The following is a 15,562-nucleotide window of genomic DNA, read 5'->3' on the forward strand; positions in this document are numbered from 1 at the left end:
ATGGGAGGGCGCTAGAATAGCCGCATGATCAACATTTCCGACAGCGCGCAGGCGCACTTCCGCAAGCTGGTCGAGCGCGAGGCGATCCCGGGGCTGGGCGTACGCCTGAGCGCCGTTCATGGTGGTACCTCGCGTGCGGACGCCCGGCTCGAATTCGCCGAGCCGTCCGAGCTGGCAGGCGACGAATGGGCCGTCGACTGCGACGGCTTCACCTTGTATGTGGCGGCCGACAGCGTGGCCTGGCTGGACGGGGCGGACATCGATTACGTGTTCCAGGGCACCGGGGCGCAGCTGACCATCAAGGCCCCGAAGATCAAGGGCGAGGCGCCTGCCGAGTCTGCGTCGCTGGTCGAGCGTGTGCGCTGGGTCATGGAGAACGAGATCAATCCGCAGCTGGCCCAGCATGGTGGCCGCGCGACCGTGCAGGAAGTGTCCAGCGACGGCGTGGTGCTGCTGCGCTTCGGTGGCGGTTGCCATGGTTGCGGCATGGCCGACGTGACCTTGAAGCAGGGGATCGAGAAGACGCTGATCGCACGGGTTCCGGGCATCACCGCCGTGCGCGACGCGACCGACCACGATACCGGCGACGCACCGTACATGCCGCGCGGCAACGCCGCCTGATCGCCTGCGCGCGCCGATGATGCGGGCTGCCGAGATCATCGACGCGCTGCTGGCACGCAGGCCGGGCGCGCTGCTGCTGGAGCGCGTGACCCGGCTGCCCTATGGGTGGGCGTTCTGGATCCGCGCCCGCGCGGCCACGCCGCTGCCGCCCGTGCCGGCCCAGCCGCTGGAACTGGCGCTGGCCGCCGGTGCCCGGGTCCATGAACGCGCTCCGCCGCTGGGGCGCTGGGCGGCGATGCTGTCGCTGCTGTGGCAGGGCTGGTATCCGGCACCCCGGGACGAGCGGCCATTGCGCTGGTGCTCCGGTGTCGGCAGCACGCTGCTGCATGTCCTGTTCTTCGCGGCCCTGCTCTGGATGGCGTACCTGCAGTCGCTGGTGCCGCCGTCGCCTGCGGCCGGTGGCGGTGGCGACCGGGTCCAGGTCGGCTTCGTCGCCCGGGAGGGGGAAGAGGGCGAGGCCGGAGCGGAAGCCGGGGTGACCGCCGCGACCGAAGCGGCCGATGGCGCCACACGCGCCGACGCCGCGGCGCCACCTGTGCCGCAGGCGGACGACGCACGGCCGTTCTCCTTCCTCGATATCCCGGTGCCGACCCCGCCCGACGCTGCCCCCATGCCGCCACTGCCCGATGAGGCGCCGACGCCGGCGCAGCCGGTGCAGGTCACCGTGGTGGACGTGCCGACCATCGCCCACGTGCTGCCGCCGACCACGCCGCCCGCGGCCCCGGTGCCGGAGGTGCGCGAGCGCGAGGTGGCGCTGGTGATCGTGCCCCGGGTGACCGCCCTGCAGCCGCGTCCGGTCGACGTGCCGCAGCCGCCGCTGCGCGAGCCGCAGCTGCGTCCACGCGAGATCCAGGTGCCGGAGGCGATCGCGGCGCCGGTGCTGCCCGACCGCACGCTGCCGGTGCGCGACGCGGCCATGCCGGCGATGCGGGAGCCCGCGGTGCGCCAGCGCGAGATCGCGATGCTGGAACAGCCGCCGGTACCGGTGCTGCGCGCGCCCGATGCCGGCGTGCGCGAGGTGATGGTGCCGGCAGCGCCTGCGCCGCAGCTGCGCGAGCGTGAAATCGAAACCCGGCAGGAACTGACGCGCCCGATGGCCCGGGTGCAGGTGCCGCAGGCCGCCGTGGCCGCGCCCCCCTCGCCGGAGCAGCGCGTCCGCCAGCGCGAGGTCGCGCCGCGCGCGGCCCCTGCCGCTGCGGCGTCGATGAGCCCGGCGGCAGCGCCGACGACCGCCGGCCAGCCGTCGGTGGCCGGCGATCGCAACGCCAGTGCGGACGACTGGAGCCGTGGTCCCGCCGCCGACGCGTGGGCGCAGTCGGGTCCGGCACCCGGCAGTGGCCTGTTCGACGGCGACGGACGCGCCCGTCTGCCCGATGCCGCGCCAGGGCCGGGCGCCGCCGAGCGCGGTGCGCCGGGTGGCGACAACGATCGCTGGACCGAATCGCGGATCGCCGAGTCGGGCAGCTGGATGCAGCGTCCGGCGGACGATTTCAGCCGGACCCGGTTCGACCAGTACTGGGTCCCCAACGAATCGCTGCTGGCCGACTGGGTGCGGCGCGGTGTCAGGAACATGTCCATTCCCATTCCCGGCACCAGCCGGCGCATCAACTGCGTGATCTCGCTGCTGCAGCTCGGCGGCGGGTGCGGCGTCAGCGACGACAACCTCAACGAGCAGCCCGCGGTCGCGCGCCCGCCGCCGGACGTGCCGTTCAAGCCTGACCTGCAGGAGGACAACGGCAGCGTGCGGCCGCAACGCTAGCGGCGGCACCTGACTAAACGCGCGCGTGCTGGCTGCGCCTCGGGATGCGCTGGAGCGCGGCGAGGCCATCGCTGACCCGCCGCCGGCCCGGCCGGGGCTCGACCCGCTGCCCGGTCGGCATGTCTTCGTCGGCGCCAGCTGCTAGAATCCACGACCGCTTTTCGCAGCCAGTCCCGCCATGATCGAGCTCAATCCCATCCGCCAGCGCATCGCCGACCTGACCGGTCGCGTGGTTTCGCTTCGGGGGTATCTTTGACTACGACGCCAAGCGTGAGCGTCTGGAAGAAGTCAACCGCGAACTCGAACTGCCCAGCGTCTGGGACGACCCCGAACGCGCCCAGGCCCTCGGCCGCGAGCGCGCGACGCTGGAAAAGACCGTCGGCGGCATCGCCACGGTCCTCGATGGCCTGACCGAATCCAGCGAACTGCTGGAGCTGGCCGAAAGCGAACAGGACGAAGACACCGCCACCGCGGTGGTCGCCGACGTCGACCGCTACGAAGAGGCGATCGGCAAGCTGGAATTCCAGCGCATGTTCTCCGGGCAGATGGACGGCGCCAGCGCCTTCGTCGACATCCAGGCCGGCGCCGGCGGTACCGAGGCCCAGGACTGGGCCGAGATCCTGCTGCGCATGTACCTGCGCTGGGCCGAATCGCGCGGCTGGAAGACCGAGCTGCTGGAAGTCTCCGGTGGCGACGTGGCCGGCATCAAGTCGGCGACGTTCCGGGTCGAGGGCGATTTCGCCTACGGCTGGCTCAAGACCGAGATCGGCGTGCACCGGCTGGTGCGCAAGTCGCCGTTCGACTCGGACAACCGCCGCCACACCAGCTTCACCTCGGTGTTCGTGTCGCCGGAAGTGGACGACAAGATCGACATCGAGATCAATCCGGCCGACCTGAAGACCGACGTCTACCGCTCGTCCGGCGCCGGCGGCCAGCACGTCAACAAGACCGAATCGGCGGTGCGCATCACCCACGTGCCGACCAACACGGTCGTGGCCTGCCAGACCGAGCGCAGCCAGCACGCCAACCGCGACCGCGCGATGAAGATGCTGGCGGCCAAGCTGTACGAGCTGGAGCTGCAGAAGCGCAACGCCGAGAAGGACGCGGTGGAAGCCACCAAGTCCGACATCGGCTGGGGCAGCCAGATCCGCAACTACGTGCTCGACCAGAGCCGGATCAAGGACCTGCGCACCGGCATCGAGCGCAGCGACACCCAGAAGGTGCTCGACGGCGACCTGGACGAGTTCGTCGAGGCCAGCCTCAAGGCCGGCCTGGCGGCTGGTTCGAAACGGAGTGACGCGGCGTAAGCTGCGTCGGCGGTCGGAGCGCTCCCGCACCGGCCGCCCGCGATGGGCCCGCACCGCGTCCGCATCCCGCATACGATGCCCGGCGGTCGCACCAGGACGCCGGGCGAGTCTTCCTCTCCCGCCTTCCTGACCGCCATGACCGACCCGACCTCCGCTTCGCCGACGCCCGCCCCGCAGCCGCCCGTCGACGAGAACCACCTGATCGCCGAGCGCCGCGCCAAGCTGGCCGCGCTGCGCGCCGACGGCATCGCCTTCCCGAACGACTTCAAGCGCGCCGAGTACGCCGGCGACCTGCAGGCCGAGTTCGCCGACGCCGAGGCCTGGACGGCTGAAGCGCTCGAGGCGCTGCCGCGCCAGGTCGCGCTGGCCGGCCGGCTGATGGCCAAGCGGGTGATGGGCAAGGCCAGCTTCGCCCAGATCCAGGACGAGTCCGGCCGCCTCCAGGTGTTCCTGCAGGCCAACGCGCTGGGCGATGCCTACGCTGCCTTCAAGGGCTGGGACGTGGGCGACATCATCGCGGTCGAGGGTGGCCTGACCCGCACCAAGACCGGCGAGCTGTCGGTCAAGGCCGGCGCGATCCGCCTGCTGACCAAGTCGCTGCGCCCGCTGCCGGACAAGTGGCACGGCCTGAGCGATGTGGAACAGCGCTACCGCCAGCGCTATGTCGACCTGATCGTGACGCCCGAGGCGCGCGAGGTGTTCGTCAAGCGCAGCAAGATCATCCGTGCGATCCGCGCCTGGCTCGACGCGCGCCGCTTCCTGGAAGTGGAAACGCCGATGATGCATTACATCCCCGGCGGTGCGACGGCCAAGCCGTTCACCACCCACCACAACGCGCTGGACCTGGAGCTGTACCTGCGCGTGGCGCCGGAGCTGTACCTCAAGCGTCTGGTCGTCGGCGGCCTGGAGCGCGTGTACGAGATCAACCGCAACTTCCGCAACGAGGGCGTGTCGACCCGGCACAATCCCGAGTTCACGATGCTCGAGCTGTACGAGGCCTACGCCACGTATCACGAGGTCATGGACCTGACCGAGAACGTGATCCGCGACACCGCACAGCAGGTGCTGGGCACCACCGCGGTGGAATGGGACGGTGCGCAGATCGACCTGGCGCCGGCATTCCGCCGCTGGCGCATGGACGAGGCGGTGCGCCACCACAACCCGGAGATCACGCCGGCCGACTGCACCGACCGCGCCGCGCTGCTGGCCCACTGCGAGCGGCTGAAGATCAAGGTCAAGCCCTCCTACGGCTGGGGCAAGCTGCTGCTGGAGATCTTCGAGGCCACGGTCGAGCACACCCTGGTGCAGCCGACCTTCATCACCGACCACCCGGTCGAGGTCTCGCCGCTGGCCCGCGCCAGCGACACCGAAGCCGGCTATACCGACCGCTTCGAGCTGTTCATCAACGGCAAGGAGATCGCCAACGGCTTTTCCGAGCTCAACGATCCGGAAGACCAGGCCGCGCGCTTCCAGGCCCAGGTCGAAGCCAAGGACGGTGGCGACGACGAGGCGATGCACTTCGACGCCGACTACATCCGCGCGCTGGAGTACGGCATGGCGCCGACCGGCGGCCTGGGCATCGGCATCGACCGGCTGGTGATGCTGCTGACCGGCAGCACTTCGATCCGCGACGTGCTGCTGTTCCCGTACATGCGCCCGGAACACTGAGCCGGACCGGCTCCGGTTCCGCGGCCCGCGTGCCGGTCCGCCGGCCCGGGTGCAGTGGCCCGGCGCGCTGGCCGCCCGGGGGCGGGTCTTTCGTTTCAGCCGATACCGGCGCCCGGCAGCGGCGCCGGATCCGCTCGTCCGGAACAGGTTGATCCGGCGGCGGGCACCGGGCGGATGCGGGACACCGCAGGACCGCGTTATCCTGCCGGCAGGTCACGGCCAACGGGGGCGGAGCAGGCCTTGGATATCGTCATCGTCGACGACCAGGCATCGGCACGCACGATGCTGCGCCACATCATCGAGGACATCGCCTCGGAACTGGCCGTGCACGATTTCGGCGATGCGCGCCAGGCGTTGACCTGGTGCGACGCCAACCCGGTCGATCTGCTGCTGCTCGACTACCGCATGCCGAACATGGACGGGCTGGAGTTCGCCCGCCGTTTCCGGCGTCTGCCCAAGCACCGCGACATCCCGATCATCCTGATCACCGTGGTCGGCGACGAGCCGATCCGGCAGGCCGCGCTGGAAGCGGGCGTGATCGATTTCCTGGTCAAGCCGGTCCGTCCGCGCGAGCTGCGGGCGCGCTGCCACAACCTGCTGCAGCTGCGCCAGCAGGCCGAGACGGTCAAGCAGCGCGCGCTGTCGCTCGAGCAGCGGCTGCTGTCGAGCATGCACGAGGTCGAGGAGCGCGAACGCGAGACGCTGTCGCGGCTGGCGCGTGCGATCGAGTTCCGCGATGCCGGCACCAGTGCCTATCTGGAACGCATGTCGCGTGTGGCCGGCCTGATCGCCGAGGGCCTGGGGCTGCCCGGCGACGAAGTGCGCATCATCGAGATGGCCGCGCCGCTGCACGACATGGGCAAGATCGCGATTCCCGACGCGGTGCTGATGAAGCCCGGCAGTCTGGACCACGAGGAAATGGCGGTGATGCGGCGCCACCCGCGGATCGGCTACGAGCTGCTCAGCGGCAGCCAGAACCGGTTCATCCAGGTCGGTGCGGTGATCGCGCTGCGCCACCACGAGCGCTACGACGGCAGCGGCTATCCGGACGGCCTGGCCGGCGAGGCGATCCCGCTGGAGGCCCGGATCGTGGCGGTGGCCGACGTGTTCGATGCGCTGATCTCGCCGCGCCCGTACAAGGAGGCGTGGACCATCGATGGCGCGCTGGCGTACCTGTACGCGCAGCGTGGCCGGCTGTTCGATCCGGGCTGCGTCGATGCGCTGATGCGCAACCGCGAGCGCCTGCAGCAGGTGTGCGAGCAGTACTCGATCGCCTCCGCGCGTCCCGGAGGGCTCGACCATGTCTGATGTCGTGGCGTGGATCAGGCGGCGGCTGTCGCAGCGCCCGGACAGCGAGCATGGCCAGGCGCTGATCCGGATCGCGCTGATCCTGCTGATCCTCGGTTACGTGCTGTTGCCGGGCCCGCGCGCGGAGCTGTCGGCCGGCCAGTACCGCGACGTGCTGGCGATCGTGCTCGGCGGGCTGACCCTGAGCCTGGGCATCTTCGCCGCGCTGCTGGTGCGCCCTGGCCGCTCCGACGTGCGCCGCTGCCTGGGCATGGTCGCCGACTACGGGCTGATGGCCGCCGGCATGATCCGCATGGGCGAGCCGCTGGCCTGGGTCTACATCGTGGTGATGTGGGTGACGGTGGGCAATGGCCTGCGCTACGGCAACCGCTACCTGTACCTTGCAGTGGCCGCGGCGCTGGCCAGCTTCGGCGCGGTGCTGGCACTGGACGACTACTGGCAGCGCAACCTGAGCCTGGGCATCGGCCTGCTGGTGGGACTGGCGGCGGTCCCGCTGTACCTGTCCAACCTGCTGCGCCAGCTGACCCGCGCCACCCGCGAGGCGCGCCGCGCCAGCGAGGCCAAGAGCCGGTTCCTGGCCAACATGAGCCACGAGTTCCGCACCCCGCTCAATGGCCTGGCCGGCATGTCCGAGCTGCTGGTCACCACCCGGCTGGACGACGAGCAGCGCGAATGCGTGCGCACCATCCAGGCGTCCACGCGCAGCCTGATGGCGCTGGTGACCGACGTGCTCGACATCTCGGCGATCGAGGCCGGCAAGCTGCGGCTCGATCCGGAGGATTTCTCGGTCCGCGAACTGATGGGCGGGATCGGGCTGATCCTGCAGCCGCAGGCGCGCGCCAAGAAGCTCGATTACCTGGTGGTCATCGACGACGCGGTACCGCCGCTGGTGCATGGCGATGCCGGGCACCTGCGCCAGATCCTGCTCAACCTGGTCAGCAATGCGGTCAAGTTCACCGACCAGGGCCGGGTGCGCGTGGACGTGCGCCCGCTGGCCGAAGGTGGCGATGCGCACGAAGGCGCGCCGCTGTGGCTGCGCTTCACCGTCACCGATACCGGCATCGGCATCCCGCACGCGATGCGCGGACGCCTGTTCGAGGCTTTCGAGCAGGGCGATGCCGGGCTGGCGAGGCGCTACGGTGGCACCGGGCTGGGCACCACCATCGCCCGCGGCCTGGCCGAGGCGATGGGCGGGCGGATCGGCTACGAGCCGGCCGAAGGACGCAGCGGCAGCCGCTTCTGGCTGGAGCTGCCGCTGCGCGTGGCCGGTGGCGCCGGGCGCGTGCCGGCACCGGCGCTGGAGGGCGGGCTCGCCGAGGAGACGCGCGACGCCGGCGGCAACGTGATCGCCTTCAGCGACCCGTTCCTGCGCCACCGCGCGCGGATCCGCAGCATGCAGGTGCTGATCGCCGACGACTACGAGGCCAATCGCATGGTCCTGCAGCGCCTGCTGCAGAAGGCCGGCCACCGCGTCACCAGCGTCGACGGCGGCGAACACGTGCTGGAAGCGATGGCCGGCACCGACTACGACGCGGTCATCGTCGACCTGCACATGCCCGATGTCAGCGGCCTGGACCTGCTCAGGCAGCTGAAGGTGATGCAGGCCGGCGGCGGCACGCGCACCCCGGTGATCATCCTCAGCGCCGATGTCACGCCCGAATCGATCCAGCGCTGCGAGCAGGCCGGCGCCTATGCGTTCCTGTCCAAACCGGTCGCCGCCGGACGGCTGCTGGATACGCTGGCCGACATCGCGGCCCAGCGCGGCCGCCGCAGCGCGACCCTGCCGCAGCGGCCGCAGGCGCCGGCCGATGCGGTGTTCGATCCGGGCGTGCTCGACGAACTGGCGGCGATGGGCATGGGCGAGGCGTTCGAACGCGAGTTCGTCGCGCACTGCCTGGCCGATGCCGACGGCTGCATCGGCGCGATGGCCCACGCCGGCGAGAGTGCGGACTGGGCGCGGCTGCGCGACCACGCGCACGCGATCAAGGGCGTGGCCTGCAACACCGGCCTGGTCAAGGTGGCCGAGCAGGGCAGCGAGCTGATGCGGCTGGCCGACTGGCAGATCCGCAATGAATGGCGGCAGCGGCTGTCGATGCTCAACGCCGCGCTGACCCAGGGCCGCGAGGCGCTGGCCGCGCGCCTGCGCCAGGCCGATACCCGCGACGGCGATCCGTAACGCCGGGCGGCGCGGTCCGCCTGTGGGCGGCCGTTGCGTCGTCAGCCGCGTGCGGCGGCCTGTTCGGCCAGCAGGCGCCGGGCGAACTCGTCCGGCGGCAGCCCGGGCGCGAACAGGAATCCCTGGCCGACCGGGACGCCCAGTTCGAGCAGGAAACGCCGTTGCGCCTCCGACTCCACGCCTTCGGCGACCAGGCCCAGACCCAGGCTGCGGGCGATGCCGCACACCGCCTCGCACACCGCCACGTCGGAGTGGTTGTCCGGCACGCCCTCCATGAACAACTGGCTGAGCTTGAGCCCGTGGATCGGCAGACGGCGCAGGTAGTTCAGCGCGCTGTAGCCCTCGCCGAAGTCGTCGATGGTCAGCACCACGCCCATCTGCCGCAGGTCGGCGAAGGTGCGCAGCGTGGCCGGCGCATCCTCGATCAGCACCCGCTCGGTGAACTCGAGCTCCAGAGCCGAGCCTGGCAGGCCATGCTCCTGCAGGGTGCGCCGCACCTTGGCGGCCAGGTCCTCGGAGACGAACTGCCGGTAGGAGACGTTGATCGCCACCCGCACGATGCCCAGCCCCTGCTGCTGCCACTCGCGTACCTGGCGGCATGCTTCGCGCAGGACCCAGTCGCCGATCCGCACGATGTCGCCGGTGGTCTCGGCATGGCCGATGAACAGGTCCGGGCGCAGTTCGCCGAGCTGGTGGCTCTGCCAGCGGATCAACGCCTCGGCGGCGACGATGCGGCCGCGGCGCAGGTCCACCTGCGGCTGGTAGACCAGGCGGAACTCGGCGTTGTCGAGCGCGCGCCGCAGCTGGGTCTCGATCTGCAGCCGGTCCTGCTGGCGCTGGGCCAGGTCGGGGGTGAATTCCTGCCAGGTATTGCGGCTGCGGTGCTTGCAGTCGTACATGGCGATGTCGGCGCTCTGGATCAGCTGCTGCGGCCGGCTGCCGTCGGCCGGCGCGTAGGCGATGCCGATGCTGGCGCCGATGGTGAATTCGTCCTCGCCGAAGCGGAACGGGCGCGTCAGCGCCGCCAGGATCGCGTCGGCCAGCCGCCGCGCCTGGCCCGCGTCGGAGCCGGTGTCGCAGACCACCAGGAACTCGTCGCCGCCGAAGCGGGCCAGCAGGCCCTCGGTGCCGATCGCCATGCCGATGCGCTGCGCGGTGCGGATCAGCAGTTCGTCGCCGGCACCGTGGCCGAGCACGTCGTTGACCGTCTTGAACCGGTCCAGGTCGATGTAGAGCACGGCCAGCTGCGACGTCGACGGATCCTGCAGGCGGGTGTCCAGCTCGCCCAGGATCGCGTCGCGGTTGCGGATGCCGGTGAGCGGGTCGGTGCGCGCCTGCACCCGCAGGGTTTCCTCGGCCTGCTTGCGCTCGGTGATGTCCTGCAGGGTGCCGGCGATGCGCGGCGAGGCGTGCTTGCCCGGCTCGACCTCGCCGATCATCCGCACCCAGAAGCTGTGGCCGTCGCTGCGCTGGCCCTGCAGTTCCATGTCGAAGCTGCGGCGGTCCTCGTAGATGCGCTCCAGCGCGCCCTCCAGCCGGCGCTGGTCCAGCGGGCGCAGGCGGGCCAGCAGGTCCTCCATGCTGTGCCGGCCGACGTCCAGGTCGACGATGCGCAGCGTCTCGTCGGTCAGGTAGAGGTGGCGGCGGCTGCGGTCCCATTCCCAGCCGCCGATGTGGGCCAGCGACTGCGCGCGGTCGAACAGCGTGTTGTCGCGCTTGAGGTCGGTGATGTCGCTGAACAGCACGAACACGTGATCGGCGCAGTCGCGTCCGGACGAGAACACCGGCACCGTGGTCGCCGAGATCCAGATCATGTGGTCGCTGGGCAGGTGGTGCAGGCCGATCGTGGTGCTGGGCACGATCTGGCCGCTGCGCAGCGCACGCGACATCGGCCAGCGCTCGCGTGGCAGGCTGCGGCCGTGCTCGTCGACCACGCTCCAGTCGGCGAAGCGCGGCGGCCCGTCAAGGCGTCCGCCGAAGCCCAGGATCCGGTGCGCGGCCGGATTGGCCGACAGCAGCGCGAACTGGCGGTCGATCAGCAGCACGCCCTTGTCGATGGACTCCAGCAGCAGCCGGTAGCGCGACTCGGCCTGCCAGCGGCCGCTGAGGTCGCGCGCCACCGCGACGATGCAGCGCCGTCCATCGTGTTCGAAGCCGGCCGAGTGCACCTCCACCGGGAAGCGGCTGCCGTCGCCACGCATGTTGGTGACTTCGATGACGTAGGTCTCGCCGCGGTCCAGCGTGTCCCACACCGGGCACAGATGGTCCGGCGGCAGGTCCGGGTTGAGGGTCTCGATCGGCTGGCCGACGATCGCCTCGCGCGGGCGGCCGTAGGCGAGCACGCCGGCGCGGTTGAGGTCCAGCACGGTGCCGCCTTCGCTGAGGATGCTGACCGGGTCGGGCACCGCGTCGAACAGCGTGGTGTAGCGCAGGCGCGCGTGCTCGGCCTCGGCCTGGCTGCGCAGCAGCGCGTCGCGTGCCCGCACCAGCAGGGCGCGGGTCTGCGCGGGCAGGGCAGGGTCGTCGATCGCGCCGGCCAGCGCCTCCAGCACCGCGTCCGCCTGCGCCCCGGCGATGCTGTCGGAGGCGGGCGCGGCCAGGTTCATGCGTCGGCCAGCGCCTGTCCGACCCGGCTGCCGGTCGGCCGTCCCAGCCGCCGCGCGAGCCAGCGGCCGGTATCGGCCAGTGCCTCCAGGTCGATGCCGGTCTGGATGCCGATGCCGTGCAGCATGTAGACCAGATCCTCGGTCGCCAGGTTGCCGGTGGCGCCGCGCGCGTACGGGCAGCCGCCGCTGCCGGCGACCGCGGCGTCGACCACCCGCACCCCGGCCTCCAGGCAGGCGGCCACGTTCGCCAGCGCCTGCCCGTAGGTGTCGTGGAAATGCACCGCCAGCGCGTCCATCGGCACCGCGCCGGCCACCGCTTCCAGCATCGCCCGCGCACGCCTGGGCGTGCCCACGCCGATGGTGTCGCCCAGCGAGATCTCGGCGCAGCCCAGCGCATGCAGGCGCGCGGCGACGCGGACCACGTCGTCCAGCGGCACCTCCCCCTGGTACGGACAGCCGAGCACGGTGGAGACGTAGCCGCGCACGCGCACGCCCTCGGCACGCGCCTGCTCGATCAGCGGGATGAAGCGCTCGATCGAGGCGTCGATCGAGGCATTGATGTTGCGCTGGTTGAAGGCCTCGGACGCGGCGGTGAACACCGCGACCTCGTCGGCGCCGGCCGCGCGCGCCCGGGTGTAGCCCTGCAGGTTGGGGACCAGCACCGGATAGACCACGCCGGGGTGGCGGGTGATGCCGGCCATCACCTGTTCGGCATCGCCCAGCTGCGGCACCCAGCGCGGACTGACGAAGCTGGTGACCTCGATGCAGCGCAGCCCGCAGGCGGACAGCCGGTCCACCAGCGCGATCTTGTCGGCGGTGGAGACCGGCGTGGCTTCGTTCTGCAGGCCATCGCGCGGACCGACCTCGACGATCCGCACCGCATCGCCGCTCATTCCAGGACCACCAGGACCGCATCGGCATCGACGAAGTCGCCGCTGCCGGCCCGCAGTTCCACGATCCTGCCCGCACGCGGAGCGCGGACGCCGAGTTCCATCTTCATCGCCTCCATCACCAGCAGCTCCTCGCCCGCCTCGACCGGTTGTCCCACCTGCGCCCGCACCACCACGACCCGGCCCGGCATCGGCGCGCGGACGCGGCCATCGCCGCCGCCCGCGTCGCCTCCGCCGGACCGTTCCTCGTCCGCGATCTGCAGCGCGAGGCGTCGCGTCCCGTCGTGCACTTCGATGGTCCTCCCCTGGAAACGGACCCGGAGCGGACGCCTCTCCCCGTCGATACGCAGATCGAGTCCGCAACCGGACAGCGCCGCGTCGTCGACCGTGTGCGCCTGTCCATCGAGCCGGACCGCGTAGCGCCCGTCGCTGCCGGTGGCGGCCAGCGCGTGCGTGCCGTCGCGGCGCTGCAGGCGCAGCCGGCGCGCGCCGTGGCCGTGCAGGCGCCAGCCATCGGCCAGCGCCCACGGCGAGCCGGGATCGCCGCTGGCCGCGGCGCGGGTGCCGGCCGCCTGCTCGCCCCGCAGCAGCAGGGCGGTCGCGGCGCCGAGCACCAGGTGCGGTGCCTCCGGCGACGCCGCCAGGACCTCGTCCAGGTGCCGGTCCAGATAACCGGTGTCGATGCTCGCGCCGGTGATGGCGGGGTGCCGCACCAGCGCCTCGAGGAAGCCGATGTTGCTGTGGATGCCGGCCACGTGACACTGGGCCAGCGCCTCGCGCAGCCGCGCCAGCGCACGCGGGCGGTCGAGGTCGTGGACGATCAGCTTGGCGATCATCGGGTCGTAGAACACGCTGACCGTGTCGCCGGCCTCCACGCCGCCGTCGATGCGCACGTGCGCCGAGGGCGGCGGCAGTTCCAGCGCCTGCAGCCGGCCGGAGGCGGGCAGGAAGCCGGACGCGGGATCCTCGGCGTACAGCCGCACCTCGATGGCATGGCCGCGCTGGGGAATCTGCTGCTGGGGCAGTGGCAGCGGCTCGCCGGCGGCCACCCGCAGCTGCCACTCGACCAGGTCCAGGCCGGTGACCAGCTCGGTGACCGGGTGTTCGACCTGCAGCCGGGTGTTGATCTCCATGAACCAGAAACCGCCGTCGGGTGCGACGATGAACTCGACGGTGCCGGCGTTGACGTAGTCGATCGCGCGCGCCGCGGTCAGCGCCGCCGCACCCATCGCCGCGCGCCGCTCGGGCGTTAGGAAGGGCGAGGGCGATTCCTCCAGTACCTTCTGGTAGCGGCGCTGGGCCGAGCACTCGCGTTCGTTGAGATGCACCAGCTGGCCGTGGCTGTCGCCGAACACCTGGATCTCGATGTGGCGCGGCGACTCGATGTAGCGCTCCAGCAGCACCCGGTCGCGGCCGAAAGCGTTGCGCGCCTCGCGCTGGCAGCTCTCCAGCGCGGCCGGGAAGTCCTCGAGCGCACGCACGATGCGCATGCCCTTGCCGCCGCCGCCGTGCGCGGCCTTGATCATCAGCGGCACGCCCACCCGCGCGGCTTCGGCGGCCAGCGTGGCCGGCGCCTGGTCCTCGCCGGTGTAGCCGGGCACCACCGGCACCCCAGCCGCGGCCATCAGTTCCTTGGCGCCGGCCTTGCTGCCCATCTTCCGCATCGAGGCCGCGCGCGGACCGACGAAGACCAGGCCGGCGGCGGCGACGGCCTCGGCGAAATCGGCGTTCTCGGACAGGAAGCCGTAGCCGGGGTGGATCGCCTGCGCGCCGCTGCGCAGGGCCGCGGCGATGATCGCGTCGCCGCGCAGGTAGCTGTCGGCCGGCGCGGACCCGCCGATGTGGTGGGCCTCGTCGGCCAGGCGCACGTGCAGGGCGTCGGCGTCGGCGTCGGAGTACACCGCGACGCTGCGGATGCCGAGCCGGCGGCAGGTGCGGACGATGCGGCAGGCGATCTCGCCCCGGTTGGCGATCAGCAGGGTGTCGAACATCAGGGCTCCATGCCGTGGCAGACGGCTTCGATGTTGTGGCCGTCTGGATCGAGGACGAAGGCGGCGTAGTAGCCCGGGTGGTAGTGCGGGCGCAGGCCGGGCGCGCCGTTGTCGCGGGCGCCGGCGGCCATGGCCGCGGCGTGGAAGGCGTCGACCTGCGCACGCGAGGCCGCGCTGAGCGCGACATGGGTGCCACCGGCCGGCGTCACTCCCGGCCAGTGGCCGATCCAGAACTGCGGCTTGGCATCCGGGCCGAAGCCGGCGCCGGCGTAGCCGCCGGTCTGGTCCGCGCCGATCTCCATCACCAGGCGGTGGCCCAGCACCGCCAGGAGGTCGGTGTAGAACGCGCGGCTGCGCGCGAGGTCGGCGACCTGCAGTCCGATATGGTCGAACATCAGCGTGATTCCTTCTGCGCCCAGGCGGGCGGTCGTTTGTCGAGGAAGGCGGACAGCCCTTCCTGGCCTTCCGGCGAAACCCGCAGCGCGGCGATCAGCGCGGCGTTGTCGTGGTCGGTGGTCGTGGCGTCGTGCGCGCCGGAGGCGACACGGCCCACCAGCTGCTTGGCCGCGGCCGCGGCGACCGGACCGGCCCGCAGCAGCAGGGCGATCTGGCGCGCGATGGCCGCATCCAGCGCATCGGGCTCGACCACCTCGTGCAGCAGGCCGATCCGCAGCGCGGTGGCCGCATCGAAGGTCTCGCCGCTGGCGAACCAGCGCCGGGCCTGGCGCGGGCCGATCGCGGCGATCACGTAGGGCGAGATCACCGCCGGCAGCAGGCCCAGCCGGCTTTCGGTCAGGCCGAAGCTGGCAGCAGGCACGCCGATGGCGATGTCGCAGCAGGCGACCAGACCGACCCCGCCGCCGAAGGCCGCGCCGTGGACGCGGGCGATGGTCGGGCGGGGCAGGGCGTCCAGGGTGCGCATCAGACGGGCCAGGGCCAGTGCGTCGTCGCGGTTGTCCGCCTCGCTGGCCGTGGCCATGCCGCGCATCCAGCCCAGGTCGGCGCCGGCCGAGAACGAGGCGCCGTCGCCCTCCAGCACGACCACCCGGACCTGCGGATCGCGGCCGGCCTCGTCCAGCGCGGCGGTCAGCGCGGCGATCAGGACGGGGTCGAAGGCATTGTGCAGCTGCGGCCGGTTCAGGCGCAGGCGCAGCACCTGCGCCGCACGCTCGATCAACAACGGTTCCGGCATCGATCTTCCCATCTGTGCAAGGCAGCGTTCGATGATAGTCGGCC

The 15,562-nt window shown here is 71.7% G+C and carries 11 protein-coding genes; 6 read left to right on the top strand and 5 right to left on the bottom strand.

The window, feature by feature from the left end; all coding sequences use genetic code 11:
• Positions 1-24: 24 nt before the first annotated feature.
• From IB242_RS11020 to IB242_RS11045, 6 genes are all read left to right on the top strand, one after another.
• Complete coding sequence (locus IB242_RS11020) at positions 25-621, top strand: NfuA family Fe-S biogenesis protein (protein ID WP_192279109.1); 597 nt, start codon at positions 25-27, stop codon at positions 619-621.
• Positions 622-637: 16 nt separating this feature from the next.
• Positions 638-2,380: a hypothetical protein gene (locus IB242_RS11025; protein ID WP_192279111.1), complete on the top strand. Its 1,743-nt coding sequence runs from the start codon at positions 638-640 to the stop codon at positions 2,378-2,380.
• Between the two features lie 178 nt (positions 2,381-2,558).
• Positions 2,559-3,687, top strand: a protein-coding gene (gene prfB / locus IB242_RS11030) for a peptide chain release factor 2 (RefSeq protein WP_192279112.1) whose coding sequence is annotated in 2 segments (ribosomal slippage) — positions 2,559-2,633 and positions 2,635-3,687 — 1,128 coding nt in all. Because the reading frame shifts where the segments join, the coding sequence is not laid out codon by codon here.
• A gap of 135 nt (positions 3,688-3,822) precedes the next feature.
• Entirely contained in the window at positions 3,823-5,355 is a 1,533-nt protein-coding gene (gene lysS, locus IB242_RS11035) for a lysine--tRNA ligase (RefSeq protein ID WP_192279114.1), read from the top strand.
• A 174-nt stretch (positions 5,356-5,529) separates the two neighbouring features.
• A complete protein-coding gene (locus tag IB242_RS11040) occupies positions 5,530-6,663 on the top strand; it encodes a two-component system response regulator (protein ID WP_192279115.1) in 1,134 nt (377 codons plus the stop codon).
• Entirely contained in the window at positions 6,656-8,839 is a 2,184-nt protein-coding gene (locus IB242_RS11045; RefSeq protein ID WP_192279117.1) for an ATP-binding protein, read from the top strand. Before IB242_RS11040 ends, IB242_RS11045 begins: the two co-directional genes overlap by 8 nt.
• 41 nt (positions 8,840-8,880) lie before the next feature.
• Here the strand turns inward: IB242_RS11045 and IB242_RS11050 are convergent, their stop codons facing one another.
• The 5 genes from IB242_RS11050 to IB242_RS11070 are packed head-to-tail and all read right to left on the bottom strand — an operon-like array spanning position 8,881 to position 15,518.
• Positions 8,881-11,445: an EAL domain-containing protein gene (locus IB242_RS11050; RefSeq protein ID WP_192279119.1), complete on the bottom strand. Its 2,565-nt coding sequence runs from the start codon at positions 11,443-11,445 to the stop codon at positions 8,881-8,883.
• Positions 11,442-12,338, bottom strand: a complete 897-nt coding sequence (locus tag IB242_RS11055) for a hydroxymethylglutaryl-CoA lyase (RefSeq protein WP_192279121.1) — start codon at positions 12,336-12,338, stop codon at positions 11,442-11,444. The genes IB242_RS11050 and IB242_RS11055 overlap by 4 nt, the downstream gene beginning before the upstream one ends.
• Entirely contained in the window at positions 12,335-14,326 is a 1,992-nt protein-coding gene (locus tag IB242_RS11060) for a biotin carboxylase N-terminal domain-containing protein (RefSeq protein WP_192279123.1), read from the bottom strand. The genes IB242_RS11055 and IB242_RS11060 overlap by 4 nt, the downstream gene beginning before the upstream one ends.
• Positions 14,326-14,721: a VOC family protein gene (locus tag IB242_RS11065; RefSeq protein WP_192279125.1), complete on the bottom strand. Its 396-nt coding sequence runs from the start codon at positions 14,719-14,721 to the stop codon at positions 14,326-14,328. Before IB242_RS11065 ends, IB242_RS11060 begins: the two co-directional genes overlap by 1 nt.
• Positions 14,721-15,518 (bottom strand): enoyl-CoA hydratase-related protein, encoded by a 798-nt coding sequence (locus IB242_RS11070; protein ID WP_192279127.1) that lies wholly within the window; start codon positions 15,516-15,518, stop codon positions 14,721-14,723. Before IB242_RS11070 ends, IB242_RS11065 begins: the two co-directional genes overlap by 1 nt.
• Positions 15,519-15,562: the final 44 nt, after the last annotated feature.

Source organism: Xanthomonas sp. XNM01 (assembly GCF_014851915.1).
Lineage (GTDB): Bacteria > Pseudomonadota > Gammaproteobacteria > Xanthomonadales > Xanthomonadaceae > Pseudoxanthomonas.

Excerpts from the sequence above, each read along its gene's own strand:
- IB242_RS11020 (WP_192279109.1), top strand. The coding sequence starts at position 25 with ATGATCAACATTTCCGACAGCGCGCAGGCGCACTTCCGCAAGCTGGTC.
- IB242_RS11025 (WP_192279111.1), top strand. The coding sequence starts at position 638 with ATGATGCGGGCTGCCGAGATCATCGACGCGCTGCTGGCACGCAGGCCG.
- lysS (WP_192279114.1), top strand. The coding sequence starts at position 3,823 with ATGACCGACCCGACCTCCGCTTCGCCGACGCCCGCCCCGCAGCCGCCC.
- IB242_RS11040 (WP_192279115.1), top strand. The coding sequence starts at position 5,530 with ATGCGGGACACCGCAGGACCGCGTTATCCTGCCGGCAGGTCACGGCCA.
- IB242_RS11045 (WP_192279117.1), top strand. The coding sequence starts at position 6,656 with ATGTCTGATGTCGTGGCGTGGATCAGGCGGCGGCTGTCGCAGCGCCCG.
- IB242_RS11050 (WP_192279119.1), bottom strand. The coding sequence starts at position 11,445 with ATGAACCTGGCCGCGCCCGCCTCCGACAGCATCGCCGGGGCGCAGGCG.
- IB242_RS11055 (WP_192279121.1), bottom strand. The coding sequence starts at position 12,338 with ATGAGCGGCGATGCGGTGCGGATCGTCGAGGTCGGTCCGCGCGATGGC.
- IB242_RS11060 (WP_192279123.1), bottom strand. The coding sequence starts at position 14,326 with ATGTTCGACACCCTGCTGATCGCCAACCGGGGCGAGATCGCCTGCCGC.
- IB242_RS11065 (WP_192279125.1), bottom strand. The coding sequence starts at position 14,721 with ATGTTCGACCATATCGGACTGCAGGTCGCCGACCTCGCGCGCAGCCGC.
- IB242_RS11070 (WP_192279127.1), bottom strand. The coding sequence starts at position 15,518 with ATGCCGGAACCGTTGTTGATCGAGCGTGCGGCGCAGGTGCTGCGCCTG.